Here is a 26,012-nt window from a genome sequence, read left to right on the forward strand (position 1 = left end):
GTTGGTCCTGTTCTACTCACGAAACTTAGAGTCCTGCGAACTGTCGAGTTGAAAGTCTCATGACAAGTTTGCGAGTTGGTGAACAGATATGCCTAATGCAACATGCCGAACGTGCCGGTCAGTCCGTACTGGCAGCTTGCGCGTGGCCTTCTGCCGAGTCGGCGAACTCGGGTGTGTCGAACACCTCTCCGCCCAGTGGATCGACGACCTTCGATTCCTCGGAGAAGTCGACGGCGCCGGTATCCGGGTCGATGTTGACCGCATGGGCGGGGACTTCGTGGACCGCGACGAGCATGTGGGCGTCGGAGGGATCCGTCATGATCCCGCTTTGTGACGGAGTGAGCCCGGCGAAGGTCGACGAGATCTTCAGATCGCGGAGCCGCTTTTCGGTGGGTTGCGGAACGTCGGTCGATGCCGAGGCATTTGTAGAAACCCGCAGGTAGCGTGGTGCCGACGCGACCTCGTATCGGAATGCCTTCAGCATCGACAGACATGCCAGCACCATGATGACCGAGAACGGTACCGCCGTGGCGATGGCAACGGTTTGCAGCGCCGTGAGCGATCCACTGCCACCCACGATGAGGAGAACTGCGGCCGCGGCACCGGAGAGGAACGTCCAGTAGACACGCGTGATCTTGGAGGTCTCCAAGCTGCCACCGGTCGCGAGGATGTCGATGACGATCGAGCCGGAGTCCGCGGACGTGACGAAGAAGAACACGATCACGACGATCGCGAGAACACTCGAAATCGTTCCGAGCGGAAGTCCGTCGAGAAGCGTGAACAACGACGTGTTGGTGTCCACTGCGCCGGATGCGTCGAGCATCGTGCCTTCGTTGCGCTGACGCAGAATGCCGGAGTTACCGAAGATCGTGAACCACAACGAACCAACCAGCGTCGGGGCCAGCAGTACACCGAAGACGAATTCGCGGATGGTGCGGCCGCGTGAGATGCGCGCGATGAACATGCCGACGAACGGTGCCCAGCTCATCCACCAACCCCAGTAGAAGATGGTCCATGCGCCCTGCCAGCCGTCTTCGGCGAACGGGGACGTGCGCAGCATCAGTTCGGGCAAGGCCTGGACGTATCCGCCGAGGTTCTGCACCCACGACTGCATGAGGAACAGCGTCGGTCCCAGAATCAGGACGAACAGGGCCAGCGCGGCAGCGAGCATCATGTTGATGTTGGAGAGCCACTTGAGGCCCTTCGTGACACCGGAGACGACCGAGAAGGTCGCCATGCCCGTCACGATGACGATGATGGTGATGACCAACCAGTTGTCGGTCTCCACCCAGCCGAGGTAGTCGAGGCCGGCCGAGATCTGCTGGACACCGAAGCCCAGCGACGTCGCGACACCGAACAGCGTGCCGACGATGGCGACGACGTCGATGGCGTGGCCGATCTTTCCTTCGATGCGAGCCCGTCCGAGGAGCGGCTCGAGCAGCCAACGGATCGACAGCGGGCGACCCTTTCGGTAGGTCATGTACGCCAGACCAAGGCCGACGACGACGTAGATCGCCCATGCATGCAAGCCCCAGTGGAACAGCGTCAGTTCCATGGCTTGATTGGCTGCGGCGTCCGTGGATCCGGCGATCTGCCCGGCGACAGGTGGGGTCACGTAGTGCGAAAGTGGTTCGGCTACTCCGTAGAACACGAGCCCGATGCCCATGCCGGCGCTGAAGAGCATCGCGAACCACGAGAGCATCCCGAACTCGGGCTGCTCGTCGTCACGTCCCAATCGGATGTTGCCGATGCGGCTGATTCCGCAGTACAGCGCGAAGATCACGAAACCGGTGGCCGAGAGGATGTACCACCAGCCGACGCCGTCGCTGATCACATTGTTGAGTGTTTCGAAAGCATCCGCGGCGGTTCCCGCGTAGATCACGGCAAAGGCGATCAGGGCAAAGATCACTATCGACGCGGGGATGAACACGGGTTTCCGTAGTTCACGCCACGCAGTTTTGACCGCAGTCATTCCACTCCTCGAACGTTCAGGCATTCACAGCGCCCCTCAGGGCGGCCACGTGTCACGCGTAGGTGGGCGTTTCGCTCACACCATCGCAGGTCAAGACCGGGCTATTGCTTTGAAATTCAACGTAACGTCAAGTTTCGGTCAACTCAACTGGACGAAAGATGCTGCACTGTCGCGAAAGTTCTCACTGGATACCGTAGTTCCGGTTGTAAATCGTTGGGCAATAGTGTCATTGGGTCATGAGTGGAATGCTGAACGGCGAATTCGATTGGTACGGTGAGTTGAATCGGTCGAGTCGACGCTCACCGATTGACCGCATTTGTCAAACTCGGCGAAACAGCCTGTCTGTCAGGTGGTTAACTCCTGGCGTGCTCGCTCGATCGTGGCGGTCAGGTGTCGATACCTAACTGTGATTGTGATGGTCGCAACTATCGGTGTTGCGGGCCCTGTTCGCCCCGCTGAGCGTCGATCAGATCCATCGCATCCTTCAGGCCCAAGCCCGGATGTAGTTCGCGTAGTGCCTTGATTGCCGGAATGCGGTCGTCTGTCGACGCGAGTGCGCTACGGACGTCGTCGGCGGGTACTTCGGTGGGGGCAGTTGTCCCTTCCCACCACACCGACTGAGGTTTGTTCCTGTTTCGCCAGGCTTGGACGGTGCCGTAGGCAAATCCGGCCGTCGCGAAAAGCCAGATTGCCAGGCGAACCCAATTACCGGTTGTCGGTTCCGTGGTCACTGTATGGATGGTGCTCGGACCGATTACGACTACGAGCAGGACGAGGCCAATCGTCTGCCACCATCGCTCGACGCGCCTGCTCGGATTCCACCACTCGGCCATCGATCGATACTCGCACAGGGCTGCTGTTTCGGTGCGACGATGGAGATCATGGAGATTCGTGATGCGGTGGAGCGACTTCGGGCGGATTCCGGGACCTCGATGATCTTCGGAGAACCGCACCAGACCAGCGACGGATCGACGATCATCACGGTTTCGCGTCTACACCGGCGGTGGCGGGGCGACCCGATACCGGTGCCAGTGGGAGTGTTCTCGATCCACGAGGGTGAGCCGTCGTGGTCACCGGCCGTCGATCACACCAGGGCGGCTTTGATGGGGGAGTTCATCGGGCTGGCGGCCGCGGTGATCGCAACCCTGGCAGTTCTACGTCGACCGCCCTGGCCTGATGTGACGATTCAGAAGGGGTGACCCAGAATTACGCCGATCAGTTGGAACGGCATCGCGAGGAACATCGATCCGACGTAGAGCGGATAGCGAATCGGATCGCCGGCGAGGTAACCCTCGGCGAGCCAGGCCATGACGTCTGCTGATCCCATAGTCGTTACTTCCCTTCGCTGTTGTGGTTCACCGACATTTTCGGTCGTGGGAGTTGTTTTGTTACAAGCGAACTCGAAGGAGGAGTACATGTGAAGGCAGTTTCGACGCAGCAAACGTCGTCAAGCGAGATCCCCGGGGGCGGTGTCCTCTACCAGCTAAGTCTCGATACTTAGCACTGTTCCGTAGTGAAATCTGTGCGTTCTGCACATGTCGGGACAATTCGGTGAGCCCTACAGTCGCTGCATGACAACGACACCTTCTCCTCTCTCAGGCAAGACCGTCGTACTGATCGGCGGCGGAACAGGCATCGGGCTGCGAGTGGCGCAGCTTGCCGTCGACGCCGGCGCGCAGGTAGTTCTCGGTGGCCGAACCGCATCCAAGCTCGAAGCAGCGGCCGCGCAGCTGGGTGAGGCTGCGCACTGGTTCACCGTCGACACCTCCGACGACGACTCGGTGAAAGAGTTCTTCACCAACATCCCCAGCGTCGATGCTCTCTTCACCACGGCTGCCGATTACCAGGTCGGCTCGTTCCGTGAACAGAGCGTCGAGGAAGCGGCGTCGCCGTTCACCTCCAAGTTCTGGGGGCAGTACCGCGTCGTGCACGCTGCGCTCGACAAGCTGACACCCACCGCATCGGTGGTCCTCATGTCCGGCGCTGCCAGTGTGCGGCCACCCGCAGCTGCCGCGGCATACGTTGCAGCCAACGCGGCAATCGAGGGGCTCGGGCGGGGGCTGGCGGTCGAACTGTCGCCGATCCGCGTCAACACTGTCGCTCCCGGAACCATCGACGGGCATCTGTGGGCTCAGCGCCCGGCGGAGGTTCGGGAGGCCGCGTTCACCTGGAGCGCCGAGAACAACGTGCTCGGCCGCGTCGGGAACGAAGACGAGATTGCACAAGCGGTGTTCTATCTCTTCACCAACACGTACACAACGGGTTCCACGCTGTACCCCGACGGCGGATACGCGTTGCGTTAGACCCGTGCCATTTGGCGACTGTGTGAAATGACGACTGTGCGAAATGCATTGTCGTAACACGAAGAAACGCCAATTCGCCCATAGGCGTGACCCCGGCCACATTCGTACCGTCTTCTCCGAGAACACTTCCCAACTATTCGAGGAGTCCGTCATGAAAAACACGTCAACGACCGCCGCCGGCGGTGAAGTGTCCGACGGTGACGACTACGCGCTCACCCGCGTTCCCGACGAAGCACGATATTCGTGGTTCTCGGTGGCAGTACAGCGATTCGGTCAGGTATCGGCACTCGCACAGTTCTTGCTCGGTGCGACGCTCGGCTACGGTATGACGTTCTGGAATGCCTTCTGGGCATTGACAGTCGGGGCGGTGATTCTCGAGGTCGTCTGTATTTTCATCGGCATCATCGGGGTTCGTGAAGGGCTCAACACATCGGTGGTCGCACGCTGGTGTGGATTCGGGCACGCAGGTTCCGCGGTGATCGGTTTGGTGATCGGGGTCAGCCTGATCGGTTGGTTCGGCATTCAATCTGCTGTCTCTGCATCAGGTTTGCACGGAATCATGCCGTTTCTGCCGCAGTGGGCGTGGGCTTTGGCCTTCGGTCTCCTGATCACCGCGATAGTCCTTCGCGGGTTCGGATCCATGCAACTGATCGCCAATATCACCGTTCCGCTGTTCCTGATCCTGGTCGGTTGGGCCGTCATCGCCGAACTGCGTAATCACTCGCTGTCAGATCTGATGACATCTGCTCCAGCCGGGCCGGAGCTCAGCTTCCTCGCCGGAACTACCATCGTCGCAGGCGGTTTCATTGCCGGAGCAGTGATCACACCTGACATGACGCGCTTCAACCGCACGGCAGGCGATGTCGTGAAGCAGACGCTCGTCGGAATAACGTTGGGCGAATACGTGATCGGGCTGACCGGTGTTCTCCTTGCCCATGCCGTTCGCAGTTCCGACATCGCCACGATCATTCTCTCGTCGGTCGGTTGGGTCGGCGTTCTGATCATCGTTCTCGGCACCTTCAAGATCAACGACTGGAACCTGTACAGCTCGGGGCTCGGCGTCGTGAACTTCATCGACGTCGTGTTCGGTCGACGGATCAATCGCGCAGTTGTCACAGCAGTTGTCGGCATCACCGGTTCGGTCCTCGCGGCTGCCGGAATCCTGAACTCGTTCACCGACTTCCTGATCCTGTTGGGCGTCGGATTCCCGCCGATCGCCGGGATCATGGTGGCGGAATACTTCATCGTCAAGACATGGCGCAAGGATCTGGAGGAGAGTCGAGCTGCGGGTACCCTCCCGAACTCGGCACCCACTTGGGTACCGGCCACGCTGGTGATCTGGATCGTCTCGGCGCTGATCGGTCATTACAGCACCTTCGGCCTGCCGTCGATCAACGCGGTGGCCTCGGCCTTCGTTCTCTACGTCGTCGCGGGTCGACTCGGCCTGATTCGCGGAGTCGGACGCACCGCAACCGAAGCGCCGCAAGAGACTTCGGGAAAATCTGCGCTCACGCACTAGCACGGCACACACTGTAGAAGGGAGTTCGCGATGCGAATCGGAATCGACGTCGGTGGTACGAACACCGATGCGGTCCTGATGGACGGGACCACCGTCATCGGGCATGTCAAACACTCGACCAGCAAGGACATCACCGGCGGAATCGGCGGAGCTCTGGCGGCGCTGCAGCAGCAGTACTCGTTCTCTCCCAGCGCTGTTCAAGCAGTGATGATCGGCACGACGCACTTTCTCAACGCTCTCATCGAGCAACGCGGACTTGCACCGACAGCGGCTCTGCGATTGGGGCTTCCGGCGACCGCCGCGCTTCCGCCGATGGTGGGGTGGCCGCGAGACCTGGTCTCCGCTGTGCAAGGAAGGCACTACCTCGCTCACGGTGGGCACGAGTTCGACGGTCGTCGTATCTCGCCGCTGGACCCCGACGAGATTCGCCGCCATGCCGCCGATATGGCTCGCAGCGGTACTCGTTCGGTCGCAATATCTTCGGTGTTCTCTCCGGTCAATCTCGAATGCGAAGCGGCCGCCGCGGAGATCGTGCGTGAGGAACTCGGCCCGGACGTCGCAATTTCGCTCTCGCACGAGATCGGTCGAGTGGGTCTACTCCAGCGGGAGAACGCGACCATCATCAATGCTGCGCTGCGCGAGCTCGCCGATCACATCGTCGACGGTCTTGCCCGATCTTTGGTCGAGCACGGCATTGTCGCGCCGCTGTACCTGAGCCAGAACGACGGAACCTTGATGGACATCGAGTACGCGAGGCGTTATCCGGTGGCGACTTTCGCTTCGGGGCCGACCAACTCCATGCGAGGCGCCGCTGTTCTGTCCGGTCTGGCCAGCTGTGCGGTGATCGACATCGGGGGCACCACTACCGACGTGGGCGTATTGACCAACGGTTTCCCCAGAGAAGCCACCACGGAGGTGACGGTCGCGGGGGTACGGACCAATTTCCGTATGCCGGACGTCTTCTCGATCGGTATCGGTGGTGGTTCGGTGGTGGATGCAGACGGACTCACAGTCGGACCCGAATCTGTGGGATACGAATTGGGTTCACGGGCACTCGTATTCGGCGGTGACACGTTGACGGCCACCGACATAGCCGTCGCGGCAGGCTTGGTCGACGTCGGAGATCGCAGTGCGGTGGCGCACCTCGACCGCGGCCTGGTGTCGACGGCACTCGACCGGATCTCGCGCCGAGTCGCCGACGCCGTGGAACAGATGCGGACCACGTCGGATCCACTTCCCGTTGTGGCGGTTGGCGGGGGATCGGTACTGCTGGAGCGTGAACTCCCGGGCCTGGGAACGGTGATTCGTCCTGAGCGCTTCGATGTTGCCAATGCGATCGGCGCTGCGATCGCGCAGGTCAGTGGTGAGGTAGATCGAGTCGAAGCGGTGCGGGACGGGCACCGGCAGGTTTTTGCCGACGATGCTCGCCAGGAGGCGATCGATCGGGCAGTCGCCGCAGGCGCACGGCCCGAGTCGGTGCAGATCGTGGAGTTCGACGAGGTCCCGATTCCGTATCTGCCGGGCAACGCAACACGTATTCGAGTGAAGGCAGTCGGTGACTTGGCACTGCACAGTGGTTTGGTCTCCACCGGTCAGGAGGGCTCACGATGAGTTGGACACTACGAACGGCGGACCTCGACGACCTCGCCAGGGGCGCAGCCTTGTTGGGCACCGGCGGCGGGGGAGATCCGTTCGTCGGCAAGATGTTGGTCACGCAGGCGCTCGGTGAGGCCGGTGAAATCACAATTCTCGATCCGGAGGAGCTTGACGACGACGCATGGGTGATTCCCGTCGCGCAGATGGGTGCCCCGACCGTCGTGGTCGAAAAGATGCCGCGCGGAACCGAACCCGAGCTGGCGCTGATCACGTTGGAGAAGCACACGGGTCGAACTGCAGATGCCACGATGCCGATGGAGTGCGGCGGAATTAATTCGATGATTCCGTTGCTGGTGGCCGCACGGCGCGGCCTGCCGGTTGTCGACGCCGACGGGATGGGACGAGCCTTTCCTCAGCTCGAGATGGAAACCTTCTCGGTGTACGGGATTTCGGCGAGTCCGCTCGCCATGGCGAACGAGCACGACGAGGTGGCGATCTTCGACACCAGAAGTGACAACAGCAGATTGGAGGGCCTCGCCCGCGGGGTGACGTCGAGGTTCGGTGGGATGGCGCACATCGCGCAGTACTCGATGACGGGTGCAGATGTGAAGCGGACGGCGATCCCACGGACTCTGTCGTTGGCCCTGACCATCGGCCGGTCCATCAGGCGTTCCCGTGAGCAGCGGGTGGACCCGGTTCAGGCGCTTGTCGACAGTCTCGCCGACACGCTCTACGGATACGGGCGAGTTCTCTTTCACGGCAAGGTGATCGATGTCGACCGGCGAACCGATGAGGGGTTCGCTCGGGGTTCGGTGCGGATCGCCGGCGTCGGAGACGAAGAGCTGGAAGTTCAGTTCCAGAACGAAAATCTGATCGCCGTGCAATCCGGAGTGATGGTGGCGATCGTGCCAGACCTGATCTGCATCGTCGAGGCCGATACCGCCGAACCCATCACCACCGAGGGCTTGCGGTACGGGCAGCGCGTTGCGGTCATCGGGATCGCGACCCCACCCATCATGAGAACCCCGGAGGCACTGGCGGTGTTCGGTCCGGCAAGTTTCGGACTCGATCGCCCGTTCCTGCCGGTGGAGACACTCGAGCAACCTGCACTGGCAGAATAGCGAGCCGTGAGCAGGCTGCACGCGGTCCGGGAGGCCGACCTCGACGCGATCGCAGCGGGGGCGGTGGTCCTGGGCTGCGGCGGGGGCGGCGATCCACGCCTGTTCGTGGAAATGCTGCGTCCACTGATGACGTCTACTTCGGTGGAGGTCATCGCGCCGGACCGGTTGCCGGAGGAGGCATTGGTGATGCCGGTGGGAATTGTCGGATCGGCCCTGGCTTTGGAGGAGCAATTGCCCTCCGGGCGTGAGTTTGCAGATACTGCAGCAGCTTTGACGCGCTGGACCGGGAAGCGTCCGACCGCGGTGATGACTTTCGAAGGCGGTGGACTCAACGCTCTCTCCGGCATTGCGGCGGCGTTGGCGTTGGGAATTCCCGTGGTCGACGCGGACCTGCTGGGTCGAGCGATGCCGCGGCTCGATCACTTCTCTCTCGCCGCAGCCGGGTTGGAATTGTGCCCGGTCACACTCGCCCAGCCCGGCGGCCTCATTACCGTCGTCGACGGAGTGGATGTGCTCGGCGCCGAGGTAGCAGTGCGGTCGTTGATCGGGAGAACCAGCGGTTGGGGCGCTCTGGCGATCGCGTCGATCGATGCGCGGACGGTGCAGGAGGCGTGCATTCCGGGAACTCTCTCCCGAGCATACGAACTGGGTCAGCACATCGGGGCCCTGGGCAGTTGGCAGGAGATCGCGGAGAGCTCCGGGGCCCTGGTAATGGGGACTGGCCGGGTGCGTGCGGTCCGTCGTAGTCGTCCGGACACCGGCGATCGTCGGGGCAGCGTGATTCTCGAACACGATTCTGCGGTGATACGAGTCGAATTCGAGAGTGAGTTCCTGACCGTCGCGTTGGACGGCGAGATGATTGCAACGTGCCCGGACATCGTGACGTTGCTCGACGTGCGGACCGGCGCCTTCGTCTCGTGTGAATCCGTGCACCAGGGGCACGATGTGGCCGTGTTGGTTCTTCCCGGTCCACAGTGGTGGGCGGACGAAGTGGGCAGATTGAAAGTTGTCGGCCCGCGGGCATTCGGGATCGACCACGACGCAGTGCTGATGGAGGCGCGATGAGCGCGAGTGTTTCGGCGTTGCTGAACAACCCGGCCTTTGTCGGGCTGTATCGACTTGCCGGGGAGGGTGATCCTGTCGTGACGACAGTGGGAGCACTCACCGGGGAATCGGCACAGTCGGCCGAGGCCGTGTCGGGTGCGGCGAGTTCAGGATCAGTTCTGGTGATTCTCGATCGAATCGACATCGGGGAGTGGAGATTCGACGCTCTCCTTCGGCGCACAGCGGCGACCGGCTGCCAGGTGGTCGCTGTGCACAGCACTGCGGCGGAGGATGCGAATCTCTCGTTGCTTGCCGATCGGCTCGGACTGGTGGTGCTCGGAGTATCCGACCCGTGGCAGTTCAGCGTGGATCTTCGTGATCTTCTCTCGAATTCGCGGGCGGTGATGGCCGACGCAGTACTGCGGGCGACACACGCGGGCCAACGAGCCGGAGGAAGCGTCGAGAATCTTCTGTCGGTGCTACTGAACACCTTTCAGCGTTCATTCTTTCTCCTGGACTCGTCCGGACGTCCGATGACCGGCGCCGACGTGTTGTCAGACGCTGATCGAGCAGCTGCCGGTATGTTGTCGGGTCGCGGGGCGCCCACCACGGTCGAATTGGACTCTGGCGGGGTCCTGATTGCGTGCCCGGTGATGTCCGGCGCAGCCCGAGAGCCCTGGCTGGCGGTGCTGCTCCCGGTGCGTCAAAGCGTCGAAGAGGCTTCTCTCTCAGTGGTTCTCGACGTGGCCTCGTTGGCTGCCGGGCACCGACTGGCCGTTGCGCGCATGGTCGACGAGCGTGAAGCGCGCCGGCGTAGCGCGTTGCTCGGTGAACTGATCGACACGTCAGCAGACGCCACACCCGGACTGCTCCGGCGCGCACTCGACGCGGGTTGGATGCTGGACGGATGGCACATCGGCATCAAAGTCCTGGCGGTCGGTGAGGTCGACCTGGTGGCAAGACGCAGCGAGGTTGCAGATGCTCTCGCCGCCGAGGGAATCGACGCCAATGTCGTGGAACAGGCTGACGGCTGGGCGGCGTGGACGACTCTGCCAGGCGAGCCGCGACCGGAGGCGATCACCAGGATCGCCGAGTGCATCCGTGCAGCTCAGGCCAGGTTGGAACCCACGATGGAGACCTGGGTAGGTGTGGGACGCGCACACGACGGTCCGGCTGGAATCGGTTCGTCCCTGTCGGAGGCCGGGGATGCCGCTCGGCTCGCCGGTTCCCGATCTCAAACAGGTCGATTCCTGCACGTGGACCGCCTCGGGCTGGCGCAGTTGCTGCTGGCGTGGACGCGAACCGACACCTTCCAGCCTGCGGCCGCAGCATTGCTCGCACCGCTACGCGATTCCAATGGAGAGTTGCTCGAGACTCTGTCGACGTACCTCGACGAAGAATCGTCTCTGGCTCACACCGCAACCCGAATGGGGTTGCACCGCAACACCGTATCGAGTCGGATCGATAGAATTCAGCGCCTTCTCTCGGTCGATCTGGCCGATCCGGAAACGCGACTCGCGCTCCACCTTGCTTGCCGGACCATCGCGCCCTGACGGAGATCTTCGCGACTTCGTCTTGACAAGCACGGGAGGTTCCTGCCATCCTCGTTGCCAGGTCACGAGTACCAGTGTTCAGCCCCGGCTTGCTGGTCGGCAACCCTCCTCCGCGGTGGGGTGCTCCGGGTGACGACCCGGCTGCGTTCGAAAACGAATGCGGCAAGCGCGGACTCTTCAGGGGCCATCTCCCGACGAACGAGTCCTTGAACGTGAGGATTGTCTTCGATGACTGCTGTATTGAGTGCCGACACCTGCTGCACCACCGCGATTGCCAAGGTTTCGGGTTCCGACCTGCAGGTTCCATTGGTTCAGGGTGGCGAATGCTCCTACGCCAACTTCGACTACGCCGCGAGTGCGCCGGCATTGGCCCAGGTCACCGACCGTATCGCCGAGTTGCTGCCGACATACGCCAGCGTCCACCGCGGTGCCGGCTACGCGTCCCGGATCTCCACGCTCACCTACGAGAACGCTCGTGAATCCGTTGCTCGTTTCGTGAACTGTGCCGACGATCAGGTTGTCGTCTTCACCCGGAACACCACCGATTCGCTGAACCTGCTTGCACAGTGCGTCCCTGGCAGCACCGTCGTCCTCGACGTCGAGCATCACGCAAACTTGTTGCCGTGGAACGACGCTCGTATCGTCACCGCCGCAGACACCATCGAAGAAACGATCGAGCGTCTGATCGGTGAACTGTGCACCAAGCCTGCCGCGCTGCTCGCAATCACCGGGGCCTCCAACGTGACCGGTGAGATCCTGCCGATTGCACGTTTGGCTGACATCGCTCACCGTTGCGGCGCACGTATTCTCGTCGACGCTGCTCAGTTGGCTCCCCACCGTCGCATCGACCTGCAGGAATGCGGCGTCGACTACGTAGCGTTCTCGGGCCACAAGCTGTACGCGCCCTTCGGCGCCGGCGTTCTCGTCGGCCGCCGTGACTGGCTCGACGAAGCTCAGCCGTACCTCGCCGGCGGCGGCGCCGTGCGTGAGGTGACCATCGAATCCACCGAGTGGGCTTGCGCGCCCGCACGCCACGAGGCGGGTTCCCCCAACGTGCTCGGTGCGGCTGCCATCGCGACCGCCTGCGAAACCCTGCACGCCCTGGACTTCGACGTGATCGCCGAGCATGAGAAGGCGCTCACCGCCCAGCTCACTGACGGCTTGTCCGCCATCGAGGGCGTCTCACTCGTGCGACTGTGGAACGACGCTCCCGACGCCGTCGGAATCGTCACCTTCACCGTTGACGGATTCGAAGCGGGCGAGATCGCCGCATTCCTCTCCGCCGAGCACGGCATCGGAGTTCGCGACGGTCGCTTCTGCGCACATCCGGTTCTCGCGCGCCTCGGCCTCTCCGGCGGTGCAGTTCGCGCCAGCCTCGGCCTCGGTAGCAGCTCGGACGACGTGACGCGGTTGGTCGACGCCGTGAACATCCTGGTTTCGAATCAGCGTGATTGGAAGTACGCGAAGACGGCAGGTGCGTGGAACCCTGTGCCCGAGACCCGCCCCTTCCTCGGAGCCGCAGACGACAATGCCGGCGCAGCCGAGTGCGTCTGAGCTGAGCTCGGTCCCCGAAAACTCGAACGGACAACTAGCATGGCAGCCATGGCACCAGCGGATTTTCCCGCCACCCCTTCGAGAGTGAGCATCACTCTCGGTCAGTGGTGCCGTCGCCATGTCGATCTGTGCCGCACCTCTTCAGGAATGTGTTCGAGCTGACGATTCGTCTCGCTCATCCCATACTTTTCTGATTTTCGGAGGTCTCACATGTCTTCACTCGCTTCGCATTCTCTGCACGTAGCGGTCGAGTTGACCGGATCCGGTCACCATCCGGCCGCTGAGGGCGCACCCGGCAACCTGCCCATCATCGGCGGCGACTACTGGGTGGACCTCACCGAGGGTGAAAAGGCTCTCGATTTGGCTTCATTCCCTACCAATGTGGTTCGGATTCGCGCTGCGGATCTGCGTGAGGCACAGCTCGAACGCGCACGGATACGCGCTGCCGTCGCCGAAGAAGGACGCGATCCCGACAGCGTCGCAGTGCTGGTCGATCTCGAGATTCTGATCGCGCCGGAGGCTCGCTCCGCTCGTAAGGAGCTTGCGCAGTTGGACAGCGCGTTGACCTCGCCGCGGGTTCCCGTTTCGCTTCATTACGTCGGAACGCCTTCCGGTCTCGGCAGTTTGATCGCCGATATCCGAGCTGCGGAGGTCGCCGACGGCGTTACGTTGCTGCCTCTCGCATTGCCTCGCACGCTCGAGCATCTGGTGGACAGCACCATTCCGTGGCTTCAGGATCGCGGACTTGTCACACCGTCCACCGCAGTCGACGAGGTTCTCGGGCGTTTCGGACTGCCGCCCCGTCAGCGCACGCTTGCGTCCTGATCGTCACCGATTGCATCTGCGTACAGGTGGAACAGCGACGGTAATTCGTCGGCACCGTCCACCTGTGCCAGAAGCGTCCAGCACTGCGCAGTGATCGACCGAGCCCTCGTGCCGATCCAGTTGGTGGGCAGTAGTTCCGGCGGCAACAGCGGATCCGGTTCCATGGCTCGCGTGAATTCCGCCGCGAGTTCGATGGTCATCGTGACAGCATCGGTACCCGGACTGTTCTGCAGTTTGTGCAGGCGTGCGGTCGCAACGTCGAGTAGCCGTTCGTATCCGTCAGCGATCTGGTCCAGTGGCCACAACTGCGCGGCAATCTTCACGGGGTCTTCGAGAGTGCCCACTTTCAGATCTCGAGTGGTGAGAGAAGACAGGTGCTGTTCGACGTCGAGTTCGGCGGCCGCATCGCGAATATACGGTTCCCAGGCGTGCGGCGAGACGTACAGACCGCCCTGGACGAGCGCGCCGCCGAGGTAAACGACCCTGGTGCGCAGCGCATCTCGCCCTTTCCGTGACGACTCCGGAATTGCGAATCCGGCCAGGTGCCAGTACCCGTCCCACGGCGTCACAGTGTCGCGGTCTTGTCGATAGGCCAGCCGAACGAATTCGACGTCGGGTTCCATCTCGCGCAGGGCTTTCGGCGTTGCTCGTAGCGTGGCCTGTCGCCCGCGACCTTCCTGAGTGAACTTCCCCTCGGTGACCAACCGCTTGATGCACAGCCGAACCTGTTGATCAGTTTTGCCGAGGGCGTCGGCGGTGGCATAGAGGGTGTGCCCGTCGACAGTTCCGTCCGTGCGCAGTAGTCCCTCGATCAAGATCCTCGTGGGTACATCGACGTCCCTGTCGGTCATCGCCATGTCCTTTCCTCGCTTCTCGACATCTTCGCCCACAACTGTACTATCGAATGCAATACGATCGTTTCAAATTCGTACGTTAGGGCGGGAAGATGGCAGCGGAATCGATGAGCGAGGGCAAGAGTAAGCCTCGTTTACGCAGGTGGATGGTTACTTCCCTGGCGGTGGTCGTTGTTCTGATCGCGACTCTGGTGGGCTGGACGCTGTACCAGAACACCTATGACATCCGTGAGGAAAAAGTGACGATCACCGGGGGATCGGTGCCGCTCCAGGGAGTCCTTGCACTGCCCGAACACGGTGACGGTCCCTTCGGGCTCGTGGTTTTCGTCCACGGAGACGGCCCGGTCGATGCAACACATGAGACGTTCTATCGACCGGTGTGGGAGGCGTTCGCAAAGGCGGGGTACGCGTCACTCTCCTGGGACAAGCCGGGGGTGAATGGGGCACCGGGCAATTGGCTCGACCAGAGCATGGACGATCGCGCGGCAGAAACGGAAGCGGCAATCGAGTGGGCGCGGGGACGTTCGGATATCGATCCGTCTCGGATCGGTCTGTGGGGTGCAAGCCAGGCAGGGTGGGTGATGCCCAAGGTGGTGAACCTCGACCCGGACGTAGCGTTCGTCATTGCCGTGGGTCCCGCGATCAACTGGCTCCAACAAGGCGAATTCAATACCCTAGCCGAACTTTCCGAGAGAAATGCGTCGGCCGACGAGTTCGAGAAAGCGCGGGTCGATCGTGCGAAGAACTTGGATCAGTTGGCCCGTGATGCATCGTTCGACGATCTCGTGGCCTCCGGCGAGGCCGACGGTCTCACCGAAGACCGGTGGAACTTCATCCGAAAGAACTACCTCTCGGATGCGCGAGCCGATCTCGAAACCGTGAAGGTTCCGGTGCTCTTGATCATCGGCGGACAAGACGTCAACGTCGACGTGGCTGATACCGAAAGGGTGTACCGCGAATTACTCGACTCGCCAGGGCAACTGGTGGTCAAGAAGTACCCCGACGCCACTCACTCGATTGTTGAGAAGGACCTCGAAGACTCGGAATTGATGTCGGCTCTGGTGGCCGTTCTTGCTCCCCGTTCGATCTTCGCTCCCGGCTATCTAGCGGATCAGACTGCATTTTTGGAGGGAATTCATGGCTGACGGAATCACGGTTGTCGCACTGGGCGGTGCCGGCGCCATGGGCTCGGCAGCAGTTCGTCTGGCCGCAACATTGCCGGGAATCGGCAAGGTAGTAGTCGCGGATCGCGATATCGATGCTGCGAAGCGTCTTTCAGTTGAACTGGCGCAGGCGTCAGCGGAAGTCGAGGCGCGCCGCATCGACGTCACGGACGGTCGCACGCTACGTGAATTGCTTGACGGCGCAGACGTGGTCGTCAATACGGTCGGACCGTTCTTCCGTTTCGGCGTCGGCATTCTCCAGGCAGCGATCGAGACCGGGACTCACTATCTCGACATCTGCGACGACTGGGAGCCGGCCGTCGACATGCTGGAATTGGACTGTGCCGCGAGGGGAGCCGGAATCTGTGCGGTAGTCGGCATGGGCGCAAGTCCCGGGATGAGTAACCTCCTGGCCGCGATGGCAGTCTCGCGATTGGACGTGGTCGACGATCTGTATACAGCCTGGCCGGTTGATGTCGAGGGCGAGGACGAGTCGGTGGACACATTGAGTGCAGCCGCCGTTCACTGGATGCAACAGATCAGCGGCCAGGTTCCGGTGGTTCGTGCGGGGCGAATCGTCAACGAAGAACCGTTGCGTTCCATCGCACTCGAACTGCCCGGCGGACGTCGGGGGAACGCTTACGTGGTCGGGCATCCGGAGCCGGTGATGTTTCATCGGACCATCAATCCTGCGGGGCATTCGGCAAATCTGATGGTCATCACACCGGAAACCGTGGCGTTTCTCGACGTTCTCCGCGCCGACATCGACAAGGGGAGAATCGATCTCGACTCGGCCGCCGAAGAATTGGGCAAGCCTTCGCTCGGACGGATGATCCGTGCTGCGCCTCGAATGCTCACGCGCGCCGGCCACGGATCCCTGCCGTTGTTCTTCGCCTCGGCGACAGGAATGTTCGACGGAAGAGCGATGCGCGTCGTGGCCCGGATTGCAGACGATTCACCGGTGTCGGAGTTGCTGTCGGACATGGCCGGTGCAACCGGAATCCCCTTGGCGCTCGGCCTTGCTCAGGTGGTGTCCCGGCTCGCCGACGGAACGATTTCGGATCGGATCGGTGTGCACTCACCCGAGAGCGTCGTCGACCCGGAAGTTCTGTTCACTGCGCTGGCGCGGTTGTTCGATCGAACCGACTGGAGTGAGATCGTCACCGTCGAATCCGAGTTCCGCTAGTCAGTTCGCGGCGTGTGATCCGATGCGACTGCGGATTTCGGTCTCGACGCGATCGGCGTCCTTGGGGCTGAACGAAGGCGATCCGTGGCCGGCGAGAGTGAGTACCACCGCGGTCTCCTTCCACGGGCGTGAAAGATCCAGGCTGTACCACGAGCTGAAATCTGTTGTTCCCCAGATTCGTAGGCGTCCGCTCAGCCATGACATGACTCCGAGGTCGACGGATTCGATCTGCGAGTACGGGACGAACTTGCTGACAAACGGGAAGTAGTAGTGGCGGATCGTGACGCCCTGATCGTCGATCCGGACGGTTCGGTCCTCGTAGATTGTCGATGTTCCTGCACTCACAGTGATAACCCGGTTCCTGCTGGTCGATGCTCTCGATGGCTGCCTGAAAACCAACCATACAGTCTCTATTGGGACAGGCTGCGAGCGCGGGCGTCAAGCGCTGGTGGGCCTTGAGACGACGAGATCGCTCACCGCGATCTGGGCATTGCCGATTGCCGTCTGAACTGGTTCACAACTGCTCGATGCTCGGGCGAGCGCAAGAACTGCGGTGAGCAGGGCAGCGTCGGGTTGTCCTTCGAACGGTCCGCTCTCGACATCGAACTTTCCAGCTCGCAACTGCTTTCGGGCGTTGATTCCCAGTTGTGAAATGACCTCGTCCATCGCGGTCAGGCATTGGGCGAGCGCTCCGATCGACCAGTAGAGATCGGCTGCAACGACGGGTGTCCCCGACGCCACGGTGCCGGCGCGGCGTAATCGGTTGTGGGTGTCGAGGAGTATCTCGGGCAGTCCGTGGTCTGCGCAGTGTTCCATCCCGCCGCCTCCGTAAGGTGTAAAGTTAGGTTATTCAATTACGGTAAAGCAGGGAGGTAAGGGATGCAAGTAGTTTTAGACGATTACGTATCCGGTGCGTCGTTTGCGACGGACCTGGTCAACACCTCACCCCGAGTGTGGGTGGAGGCTGGTGACGCGTTGCCAGACTCCCAGACGCTTCACGATCTACTGGACGAACATGGACTCTCGCCGGATGCGCTCACCAACGGACGCGGGCCGACCAGCGGTGAACTTGCGGACGTTCAGGGGCTCAGAGAGGAAATTCGTTCGGTTCTCGATGCTCCGACTGCCGGCGAACTAGTCGATCGCACTCATCAACTTCTCCAGGCCGTCCCGCATCACGTTCGACTTACGCCAGATTCCCAGAACGGCTATCGGTGGAATGCAGTACCGGACAACACAATCGATCTCGCGGGTGAACTCACGTTGTTGATCGGATACTCGTTGCTGGGGACTCTGCGCACATTGGGGTACGAACGATTCCGTCCATGCGCATCGCCGACGTGCAACGGGGTGTTTGTCGATACGAGCAGGGGAGGGCGACGCCGATACTGCATGCCGGCGTTGTGCGGCAACCGAATCAACGTCGCGAATCACCGTCAACGGCAGCGTCGTACTTAGCGTCTGCGCTTGCCCGGTCGATAGTGACAATCGAACAGAGTACGGCCGACTGTATGGGGAACTTCAACGAGATACAGACCACGTCAATCCCGCACGATTGTCGCCATGGCAACTCCTAGTAGATGGCGGCTCGTATGAAAGCCCGTTCTGTCTCCGCGACAGCAGTTATCAGCGTTGGCGTTTTCACCCTGGCCGGGTGTGGCGGCGCATCCAGTCCCGAAGGTTCAGTCGGTGAGTATGCAAAGAACGGCAGTTTCACGACTGTCATCAACGCCGATCCCGGAAATCTGCACCCTCTGATCACCAACCTTACGTCGACTCAGATCGTGAACGCGTACTCGTACGATTCGTTGATCGACATCGACGCGCAAACACGCACTGTGCGTCCCTATCTGGCGGAGAGCTGGAGTGAAGAAGGGAACACGCTGAAGTTCGTGCTCAAGAAGGGCATCACTTGTGCCGACGGCACTTCCTTCACCGCACAGACCGCGGCCGATGACATCAACTGGGTCATGGATCCTGAAAACGCTTCACCGCTACGCGGATCTACTGTGCCGATGTCGACTTCGGCCTCAGCGGACGGTGACGAACTGACGGTGACTACCGCCGAGCCAGCGCCCTTCCTGCTCTCTCGGATCGGCGCGTTGCGGCTTCCGTGCGCTGCGACGCTCGAAGACCCGGCCAGTATCCGTTCCAGTAGTAACGGAACGGGTCTGTTCAAGGTCACCGAAGTTGTTCCCAACGATCACATCACGATGGAACGCCGCGACGGCTACACCTGGAGTCCGAACGGCGAGACCACTTCCGACACTCTCGGAGTGCCGAAGACAGTGACGATCAAGATTGTCACCGATCCCAGTACGACGGCGAATCTTGTTCTCACAGGCGGAGTGAATGCCGCAGCGGTCACCGGTTCGGACGAGGAACGAGTCTTGGCCGCGGGTCTGGATTCGAAGACCTACACCACGTTGTCCGGCGAGTTCATCTTCAATCATTTCGCGGCCCTACCCACGGCAGACCGTGCTGTACGGCAGGCCCTCGTGCAGGCAGTAGACCTGGACGACTACACCGAGATCACCACCGGCGGTAAAGGAACCCGCGCACGTGCCCTCGCGGTTTCGGAACCCCTTGCCTGCGACTACAACAGTGTTGAAGGAACGATTCCCGAGTTCGACGTCGACGCAGCAAAGAAAACGCTGTCCGACGCAGGTTGGAAGGCGGGTCCCGACGGCATCCTGACGAAGGACGGGCGACCGCTTGCCCTCAACGTGATTTTCAACAACTCACGCGATACGAACTCTGCCGCCGCGGAATACGTGGCAACACAGTGGGAAGGACTGGGCGCGAGAGTGAAACTGACCGGCGGCGACTACAGTTTTGTCATCGCCAACACATTCAGCACCACCGACCTGTCGTCGTGGGACGTTTCCATCGGTTTGACGCTGGGGAGCGATACGCCGAGTATCTTTGCGAAGTACTTCACCGGCCCACCGAAGCCTGAAGGAGTGAACTTCGCTTCCCTCGACAACAAGAAGTACATCGAATTGTCCACTGAGGCTTCGCTTCTTCCCGGTGACGAGTCCTGCAAGGTCTGGGAGGAAAGTGAGCGGGCATTGTTCAAGGACGTCGACCTGCTGCCGGTATCCACGACTCCCGCTCACATGTTCTTCAACGGGGCAACGTCGATCTATCCGCCATCGAGCGGAATCCTTCCGGGCTCGGCGATCCGTGTCCTGAAGTAGGACCCTCGGCAAACGCTCACTTTCGGGTATTGATCATCCGAAGAGCAAACCGAAATACCACCGCAGCACCCGCACCTGCAGCCAGGCCGGCGACGACATCGGCAAGAAGGACACCGACGCCTATGCCCAGGACGGCAGCGGCGGCGACAGCAAGGGCTACGTCAGCACGAGGAGCGGCGATCGCGGCATCCTTTCCCCGAGTATCGAACGAGCACCCATCTCAACGGAGCATGTCACGAAACTGTCGTCCGCAGGTGTATCAACAGCAAAATGTGTGAAACGCGTCGGCCCCGACGGAGTTGGACTCCGCCGGGGCCGGGCTGTGTGTACAGCGCAGTATGTATTGCGCGCTGGCTCAGTGTGTCGGAACGGATTCCTTCGACGTGGTCGGGGACGTATCGGTGTGCTGGCTACCAATCTCCTTGCGGGAGTTGGAGCTGTTGAACCGAGGGAGGAAACCGGCCAGGACGAGTGCGACGACGGCGGATCCGGCAGCGAGGGCCATGACGACGCGGAAAGCGTTCTCCGACGGCAGCGTTGCCCCACCGATGGACATGGTCATCTGGGCGATGACGACACCCGCGATGGCGCTGGCGAATGATGTACCGAGGGAGCGCATCAGGGTGTTGAAGCTGTTGGCTGCACCGGTCTCGGACGGAGGAACAGCCCCCATGATGAGAGCGGGCATCGCGCCGTAAGCCATACCGGTACCGGCGCCGATGATCACTGCGATCACGATCAGTTCCCAAATCGAGTGCATGGCGAAAATGCCGATGCCGTAACCGATTGCGACGACAACGGCGCCGAGCATGAGCGTCACCTTGGGGCCGTGCGAATTGGTGATGCGTGAGGACAGCGGAGAGATCAGCATCATGATGATGCCGGAGGGAGCCATGACCAGACCTGCGGTGAGCATCGAACCGCCTAGGCCGTAACCAGTGACTTCAGGCAACTGGACTACCTGGGGAAAGACCATGCTGGCGGCGAACATCGCGAATCCGAACACGATCGATGCGAGGTTGGTGAAGAGCACCTGGCGGCGGATGGATACGCGTAGATCCACCAGCGGCTTGGGGGTGCGTAGTTCCCACCAAGCCCAGAATCCGAATATCAGGATCGCGGCGCCGAACAAGGAAAGCGTGAGCGTGCTCGTCCAACCCCAGTCGCCACCCTTGGAAATGGCCAGTAGTAGAGCGATGAGGGCGGCTGAGAGCGAGATTGCCCCACCGAAGTCGAACGTGCCACCTGTGCGAACCGCCGATTCGGGGACCAGGACGACAACAAGAACGGCCGCAAGAGCGCCGAGCACGGCTGACGCCCAGAACAGGACGTGCCAGTCGGCGTACTCGGCGATCAAAGCCGCGATCGGAAGCCCCAGAGCGCCACCGACTCCCAGCGAAGCGCTCATCATCGCAACAGCGCCGGCGAGCTTCTTGGGCGGAAGTACATCGCGCATCACACTGATACCCAGCGGAATGACGCCGGCAGCAAGGCCTTGCAGGATTCGGCCGGCAACGAGGGGGATAACGCTCGAACTGAGGGCTCCGACCACCGAACCGGTGACCAACAGCGCCATGCTGATCAGGAGTAGACGCCGTTTGCCGAACATGTCGCCCAAGCGGCCCATGGTCGGGACGGCGACGGCGGCGGCGAGCAGCGTGGCGGTCACAGCCCACGCGGTATCGGACGCCGGCGCGTTCAGGTACTCGGGCAGATGCGGGATGATCGGGATGACCAGCGTCTGCATGAGCGAGACGACGATGCCGGAAAACGCCAGAACAGCCACCACTGCGGTGGTGGCTGGCGACTTCGTTGTCTGTGGCGGCGTTGTCGGTGGTGGAGAAGTGGTTGACGACATTGCGGTAACTCCATCGGAGGAAGAACGAATAATGGTTTAAGTCAGTTGATTGAACTAAAGTTAAATCAAGTGACTGACTTAACGGAAGGGTGCGCCTCCGATCGTGACGAATATCTCCGGTGCCGAGCAGCTTCGGATGGTCGAGGATGATGGTGCCCATGACTACGAGGACTGAGGACGCGTCGGCCGACGTCGGCGGCGCCGCAAATTCCGCGCGCTCTGCTGCAACCCGAGACCGCATTCTCGCCGTCGCCGAGCAGTTGTTCGCCGAGCACGGTGTCTTCGCGGTTTCGAACCGCCAGGTGAGTGAAGCGGCGGGTCAGGGCAACAATGCAGCCGTCGGATACCACTTCGGGACCAAGACCGATCTGGTCCGCGCGATCGTGAACAAGCATTCCCAGCAGGTCGAGAAGAAGCGTGGCGAACTGCTGTGTGAGATCGAAGGGTCCACAAACGTTCGTGACTGGATTTCGTGTCTGGTTCGGGCGTCGACCGATCACTACGCCGAAATGGGTGGCCCGACTTGGTACGCGCGGTTCAGTGCACAGATTCTCACCGACCCGGTCCTGCGGAAAATCGTCTACGACGAGGTACTGGCCTCGCCCACCCTGCAGGAGACGCTTCGGGGACTCTCTGACTGTCTGGCCGACATGCCGATGAGTGTTCGACGCGCCCGCGCGGACATCGGACGCAATGCGATCGTGCACATGTTCGCCGAACGTGAGCGCACGCTTGCCGAAGAGGGGCCGGACGCGGTCACGTCATGGGAGGACTTCACGACCGACCTCGTCGACGCGCTGGTCGGACTTTGGACGGCTCCGATCAGCCGCTGACCGGCCGTTTGTCCGCGCTAGCCGCCCGCCCCGGGGCAACCCTGCGCAATGGATCTCGCGTCGGCGGAAGATCCAGGAGCAAGCCGACTCCGGCAAGAATGATGACAAGACCGCCAACGAGCGCGAAGGTAACAGGCTCGTTCAACCACAGCACTCCGATAGCTGATGCCGAAATCGGAACGAGAAGAGTGACGGCCGATGCCGCGACTGGACCCGCCTGACGAATTATCCAGAAGTAGACCAGGTAGCCACCGGCGGTAGCCCCCAGCCCCAGGACTACCACGGCGATGAGTGGGCCGACGGTTATGGGCCCCGGAGGGGGAGCGACGGCGGACACCGGCACCAAGAGGGCGACCGCGGCAAGTTGTTGGCCGAGGGCCAGCGTCAGGGGTGGAGTGTCCTGGAACGACTTTCGTGCGTAGACACCTCCGACTGCGTACAGCAGCGCCGCGGTCAAAGATGCGCCAATGGCCAGCATTGCGCGACTGTCGATCGCTGACGGAATTCCGCCGACAAGCACCGAGACGCCGACGATGCCGATCGCGACCCCCGAGAGTTTTCGCCAGGTGATCTTTTGTCGAAGCCAGAAAGCGGCGACGAATACGGTGAACATCGGAGTCGTGGCGTTCAGGATCGACGCCGTCGACGAGTTGAGGCCGACGATCGCAGTTGCGACAAGTGTCAGGGGCCCAGCGACGTTGAGGGCAGCCAGCAGTAGGAATGCAGGAAACCGATGACCGACCGCGCGCCAGGTCGATCTGCTGGAAGCAGTTATCAGCGCGAGAACCAACGCTGCAACAATGAAGCGGCCGTGCGTCGTGCCGACGGCGCCGAGAGTTGGTGCTGCCACAGCAACCAGGGGGAACGAGCTTCCCCAAAGCATGCCGACCAACAGCAAAGCTCCAACTACGGCGAATCGGCTGCTGCCGATTGCTTTCCAGTTCTTCATTGCTCCTCTTCGTCGACGACCTCGCGGACATGGCTGGTTGATGCCAGACCTACCCTATACCCCCAGTAGGTATAAGGTTGACTGTGTCGTGATGCTGCAGGTGATCCGAGACTGGTGACGCATTATTCTTTCTCCCGCAATGGTTTATACGGCGAGATGTCAACTGAACGCACCCTTAGGCTCAGTCAAAGATACCTATAGGGGGTATATTGGCGGTTGTATCGGGCTCGCTTTGCGGGCCGCATCCGTCCCGCAAAAGAACAGGAATCCCAATGAGCAGTTGTGGCTGTGGCAACACCCCGAAGTCTGACGCCAAAGGCGATGTCGGCGCTGTCGGTTCGGCGATGCCGACCGGTGTGAAAGACCTACTCACCGCTGGCAGTAGTGAACTTGTCGAATGTCGGGTCATGCCCGGCAGCGTGATCGAGAAGGTGCGTGCCGAAGCGGAAGGCCTGTTCCGTGACTTCGAAGGTAATCGGTACTGGTTCTGCTGCAAGGGATGTGGTCCTCGATTCGACGCAAATCCGAGGAAGTACGCCGACGTGAGTTGAGCCAAGAGTGGTGGTGCAGGCGATGGCTGCACCACCACTTTCGTTGTAGCGCTGTCGGGGTTCAGTCGGACCGTCGACGTCAGACGGTGCGAGCGCACGCGCACTGGGCAGCCGCCAAGGTGCATTCGCCTCGGGTGGTTTCGTACGTCGCCTGTCCGGGCAATTCAACAACCGTCTCCCGAGGCCAAAGTACAAATCCTGCAACGGCTCCCACTGCGGCAAGCGCTGCAAGGATGCTCCAGGTGACCGCAAATCCCGCGCTCGAACCAACCCATCCGGCGATCGGATAGGTGACAAGCCAGGCAAGGTGCGACAGGGAGAACTGGGCTGCGAACACCTCCGGTATACCTGCGGGTTCGACGGAGCGCCGAAGTACTTTTCCGGTCGGAGTGACGATCATGGCCATGCCGGCGCCGACGAGCGCCCACACTGCGGCAGTGAGCATCCACGTGAATACACCGGCCACGGCGAGGGCTGCTGCCGCGCCGGCGCTGACGACCAGGACAACGGAACCTGCTGTCATCACAGTTCGTTCAGCGGTTCTGTCGAGAACGCGTGGAAGAAGAAGCGCGGTCACCAACGTGCCGGTGCCTGACGCGGCAAGCATCCACGCCACGTCGGATTGGGTTCCACCGAGCTCGTCGCGGACGTAGTTGACGGTGTTGACCACCACGATCGATCCGGCTGCTGCCACCACGAGATTGAGTGCCATGATGCCGCGCAGTCGCGGCGTGGTCACGAAGATCCGCACCCCCGACGCGATCCGATCCCACGCTTTGCGGTGAGTACTTCGGCGAGCGTTGGGGATTCGGGTGGCCAGCACGAGCAGTGCCGAGACCGCAAAGCCCACGGAGGTGGCGACGAACAACAGGTTGAATGTCATGAAGGACAGTGCGACTGCGGCAAGAACAGGGCTGAGCAGGCTTTCCATCGTGTAAGCGACCTGCGATGCCGACAGTGCGCGGGTGAAATCGGCCTCGTCGGTCACGATGTCAGGGATGACCGCTTGGAACGTGGGAGTGAACGCTGCCGACGCAGCTTGGAGAACGCCCACCAGCACGTAGATGTGCCAGATCTCGCTGACGAAGGGCAATGCGATCACGACTGCTGCACGAATGGCGTCGAGGGCAACGAGGAAAGCCCGTCTCGGCAACCGGTCTACGTACGCCGCCGCGAGTGGAGCGATCACGACGTACAGGGACATCTTGATCGTCAGCGCGGTGGCCAGCACGGCTCCGGCGCTCGGTCCGGCGAGTTCGTAGGCGAGTAGACCCAGCGCAACCGTCGCCAACCCGGTGCCGAACAGCGCGATGATCTGGGCGCTGAAGAGCAGGCGATAGTCGCGAATCAAGAACAGACGCAAAATGTTCCGTTCCGGTGCGGACTTAGCGATCCGGTTCATTTGGTTTCACTCCCGCGACAAGATTGAAAGCTCCGGTCAGGACATTGAGGGCGACGATTCCGACTACGTCGGCGATCTCGCGATCACCGTAGCCGTGCGCTCGAAGGCCCGTGATGTGTTCGTTTGAAATCGAGGCAGGCTCCCGATAGACGCGAAGTCCGAGGTCGATCATTGCCGCGATGGCGGGATCGGCCGAGGTGCCGGCGCGGGCACGCTCGATCTCGTCCGCCTCGACGCCGTTGGCGCGCGCGGCGGCGACGTGGGCTTCGAGGCAAACAGCGCAACCTTGCTGGACCTGCACAGCGATAGAGATTCGCTCGGTGATCTTGCGGCTCAGTTTCGCTCGCTTCATTGCTCGGCTGAGTTGCAGATAGCCGCCCAGCACAGCGGGCGAATGAGCCATCGCCGCGACCATGTCACCGACCTGTCCGTGACGGTTGACGAGTTCGGCGAGAAGGTCTTTCGATGCACCGACAGCGGTGGTGGGCGTGAGAGAAGCAAGGCGCGACATAACGAGTCCTAAGTGGTT

Annotated in this window: 25 protein-coding genes and 1 riboswitch; of the genes, 15 read left to right on the plus strand and 10 right to left on the minus strand. The window is 61.7% G+C overall.

The annotated features are described in order from the left end of the window. Positions 1-118: 118 nt before the first annotated feature. A complete protein-coding gene (locus tag M0639_RS02920) occupies positions 119-1,972 on the minus strand; it encodes a BCCT family transporter (RefSeq protein ID WP_007727149.1) in 1,854 nt (617 codons plus the stop codon). A gap of 425 nt (positions 1,973-2,397) precedes the next feature. After that, positions 2,398-2,703 (minus strand): ribosomal protein L7/L12, encoded by a 306-nt coding sequence (locus M0639_RS02925; protein WP_231915069.1) that lies wholly within the window; start codon positions 2,701-2,703, stop codon positions 2,398-2,400. A gap of 3 nt (positions 2,704-2,706) precedes the next feature. On the opposite strand from M0639_RS02925, the gene M0639_RS02930 reads away from it, so the two are divergent. Continuing rightward, positions 2,707-3,171 (plus strand): hypothetical protein, encoded by a 465-nt coding sequence (locus M0639_RS02930; RefSeq protein WP_371714019.1) that lies wholly within the window; start codon positions 2,707-2,709, stop codon positions 3,169-3,171. Here M0639_RS02930 and M0639_RS02935 read toward each other — a convergent pair. After that, on the minus strand, positions 3,159-3,299 hold the full coding sequence (locus tag M0639_RS02935) for a hypothetical protein (protein ID WP_003941170.1): 141 nt from the start codon (positions 3,297-3,299) through the stop codon (positions 3,159-3,161). The two genes, M0639_RS02930 and M0639_RS02935, sit on opposite strands and share 13 nt — an antisense overlap. A 244-nt stretch (positions 3,300-3,543) precedes the next feature. On the opposite strand from M0639_RS02935, the gene M0639_RS02940 reads away from it, so the two are divergent. From M0639_RS02940 to M0639_RS02975, 8 genes are all read left to right on the plus strand, one after another. After that, a complete protein-coding gene (locus M0639_RS02940) occupies positions 3,544-4,275 on the plus strand; it encodes an SDR family oxidoreductase (RefSeq protein ID WP_054828021.1) in 732 nt (243 codons plus the stop codon). Between the two features lie 151 nt (positions 4,276-4,426). Next, on the plus strand, positions 4,427-5,794 hold the full coding sequence (locus M0639_RS02945) for a purine-cytosine permease family protein (RefSeq protein ID WP_007727143.1): 1,368 nt from the start codon (positions 4,427-4,429) through the stop codon (positions 5,792-5,794). A 30-nt stretch (positions 5,795-5,824) separates the two neighbouring features. Continuing rightward, a complete protein-coding gene (locus M0639_RS02950) occupies positions 5,825-7,405 on the plus strand; it encodes a hydantoinase/oxoprolinase N-terminal domain-containing protein (RefSeq protein WP_058039288.1) in 1,581 nt (526 codons plus the stop codon). Continuing rightward, positions 7,402-8,511: an S-methyl thiohydantoin desulfurase family protein gene (locus tag M0639_RS02955; RefSeq protein ID WP_064074544.1), complete on the plus strand. Its 1,110-nt coding sequence runs from the start codon at positions 7,402-7,404 to the stop codon at positions 8,509-8,511. Before M0639_RS02950 ends, M0639_RS02955 begins: the two co-directional genes overlap by 4 nt. A 6-nt stretch (positions 8,512-8,517) precedes the next feature. Continuing rightward, complete coding sequence (locus M0639_RS02960) at positions 8,518-9,576, plus strand: DUF917 domain-containing protein (protein WP_064074543.1); 1,059 nt, start codon at positions 8,518-8,520, stop codon at positions 9,574-9,576. Next, positions 9,573-11,108, plus strand: coding sequence for a PucR family transcriptional regulator (locus M0639_RS02965; protein ID WP_064074542.1), 1,536 nt, complete (start codon positions 9,573-9,575; stop codon positions 11,106-11,108). Before M0639_RS02960 ends, M0639_RS02965 begins: the two co-directional genes overlap by 4 nt. Before the next feature lie 60 nt (positions 11,109-11,168). Continuing rightward, a riboswitch (SAM riboswitch) is annotated at positions 11,169-11,283 on the plus strand. Between the two features lie 53 nt (positions 11,284-11,336). After that, positions 11,337-12,662 (plus strand): aminotransferase class V-fold PLP-dependent enzyme, encoded by a 1,326-nt coding sequence (locus tag M0639_RS02970; protein WP_054831718.1) that lies wholly within the window; start codon positions 11,337-11,339, stop codon positions 12,660-12,662. Between the two features lie 210 nt (positions 12,663-12,872). Next, positions 12,873-13,487 carry an LLM class oxidoreductase gene (locus M0639_RS02975; protein ID WP_003941149.1) on the plus strand — a complete coding sequence of 205 codons (615 nt, stop codon included), beginning with the start codon at positions 12,873-12,875 and terminating at the stop codon, positions 13,485-13,487. On the opposite strand, the gene M0639_RS02980 is transcribed toward M0639_RS02975, so the two are convergent. Continuing rightward, on the minus strand, positions 13,466-14,344 hold the full coding sequence (locus tag M0639_RS02980; RefSeq protein ID WP_054187927.1) for a DNA-binding transcriptional regulator: 879 nt from the start codon (positions 14,342-14,344) through the stop codon (positions 13,466-13,468). The two genes, M0639_RS02975 and M0639_RS02980, sit on opposite strands and share 22 nt — an antisense overlap. A 143-nt stretch (positions 14,345-14,487) precedes the next feature. Between M0639_RS02980 and M0639_RS02985 the strand changes: the two genes are divergently transcribed. Next, entirely contained in the window at positions 14,488-15,486 is a 999-nt protein-coding gene (locus tag M0639_RS02985) for an alpha/beta hydrolase family protein (RefSeq protein WP_029254370.1), read from the plus strand. Then, positions 15,479-16,690 (plus strand): saccharopine dehydrogenase family protein, encoded by a 1,212-nt coding sequence (locus M0639_RS02990; protein ID WP_042922751.1) that lies wholly within the window; start codon positions 15,479-15,481, stop codon positions 16,688-16,690. The genes M0639_RS02985 and M0639_RS02990 overlap by 8 nt, the downstream gene beginning before the upstream one ends. Here M0639_RS02990 and M0639_RS02995 read toward each other — a convergent pair whose 3' ends face one another. Then, a complete protein-coding gene (locus tag M0639_RS02995) occupies positions 16,691-17,035 on the minus strand; it encodes a PH domain-containing protein (RefSeq protein WP_042922749.1) in 345 nt (114 codons plus the stop codon). A 93-nt stretch (positions 17,036-17,128) separates the two neighbouring features. Further along, positions 17,129-17,506, minus strand: coding sequence for a hypothetical protein (locus M0639_RS03000; protein WP_050655926.1), 378 nt, complete (start codon positions 17,504-17,506; stop codon positions 17,129-17,131). A gap of 63 nt (positions 17,507-17,569) precedes the next feature. On the opposite strand from M0639_RS03000, the gene M0639_RS03005 reads away from it, so the two are divergent. Continuing rightward, on the plus strand, positions 17,570-18,148 hold the full coding sequence (locus tag M0639_RS03005; RefSeq protein ID WP_050655927.1) for a CGNR zinc finger domain-containing protein: 579 nt from the start codon (positions 17,570-17,572) through the stop codon (positions 18,146-18,148). Between the two features lie 134 nt (positions 18,149-18,282). Then, complete coding sequence (locus tag M0639_RS03010; protein ID WP_054781975.1) at positions 18,283-19,890, plus strand: ABC transporter substrate-binding protein; 1,608 nt, start codon at positions 18,283-18,285, stop codon at positions 19,888-19,890. A 355-nt stretch (positions 19,891-20,245) separates the two neighbouring features. Here the strand turns inward: M0639_RS03010 and M0639_RS03015 are convergent, their stop codons facing one another. Then, positions 20,246-21,748, minus strand: a complete 1,503-nt coding sequence (locus M0639_RS03015; protein WP_064074541.1) for an MFS transporter — start codon at positions 21,746-21,748, stop codon at positions 20,246-20,248. Positions 21,749-21,906: 158 nt separating this feature from the next. Between M0639_RS03015 and M0639_RS03020 the strand changes: the two genes are divergently transcribed. Next, complete coding sequence (locus tag M0639_RS03020) at positions 21,907-22,581, plus strand: TetR/AcrR family transcriptional regulator (protein ID WP_007727120.1); 675 nt, start codon at positions 21,907-21,909, stop codon at positions 22,579-22,581. Here the strand turns inward: M0639_RS03020 and M0639_RS03025 are convergent. Then, positions 22,571-23,530: a DMT family transporter gene (locus M0639_RS03025; RefSeq protein ID WP_064074540.1), complete on the minus strand. Its 960-nt coding sequence runs from the start codon at positions 23,528-23,530 to the stop codon at positions 22,571-22,573. The two genes, M0639_RS03020 and M0639_RS03025, sit on opposite strands and share 11 nt — an antisense overlap. A 272-nt stretch (positions 23,531-23,802) precedes the next feature. Between M0639_RS03025 and M0639_RS03030 the strand changes: the two genes are divergently transcribed. Then, positions 23,803-24,081 (plus strand): YHS domain-containing protein, encoded by a 279-nt coding sequence (locus tag M0639_RS03030; RefSeq protein ID WP_041814605.1) that lies wholly within the window; start codon positions 23,803-23,805, stop codon positions 24,079-24,081. Between the two features lie 79 nt (positions 24,082-24,160). Here the strand turns inward: M0639_RS03030 and M0639_RS03035 are convergent, their stop codons facing one another. Next, positions 24,161-25,483, minus strand: a complete 1,323-nt coding sequence (locus M0639_RS03035) for an MFS transporter (RefSeq protein ID WP_020906028.1) — start codon at positions 25,481-25,483, stop codon at positions 24,161-24,163. Next, positions 25,467-25,994, minus strand: coding sequence for a carboxymuconolactone decarboxylase family protein (locus M0639_RS03040; RefSeq protein WP_064074539.1), 528 nt, complete (start codon positions 25,992-25,994; stop codon positions 25,467-25,469). The genes M0639_RS03035 and M0639_RS03040 overlap by 17 nt, the downstream gene beginning before the upstream one ends. Positions 25,995-26,012 lie beyond the last annotated feature (18 nt).

It is taken from the genome of Rhodococcus qingshengii JCM 15477 (assembly GCF_023221595.1).
GTDB classification, from domain to species: domain Bacteria; phylum Actinomycetota; class Actinomycetes; order Mycobacteriales; family Mycobacteriaceae; genus Rhodococcus_F; species Rhodococcus_F qingshengii.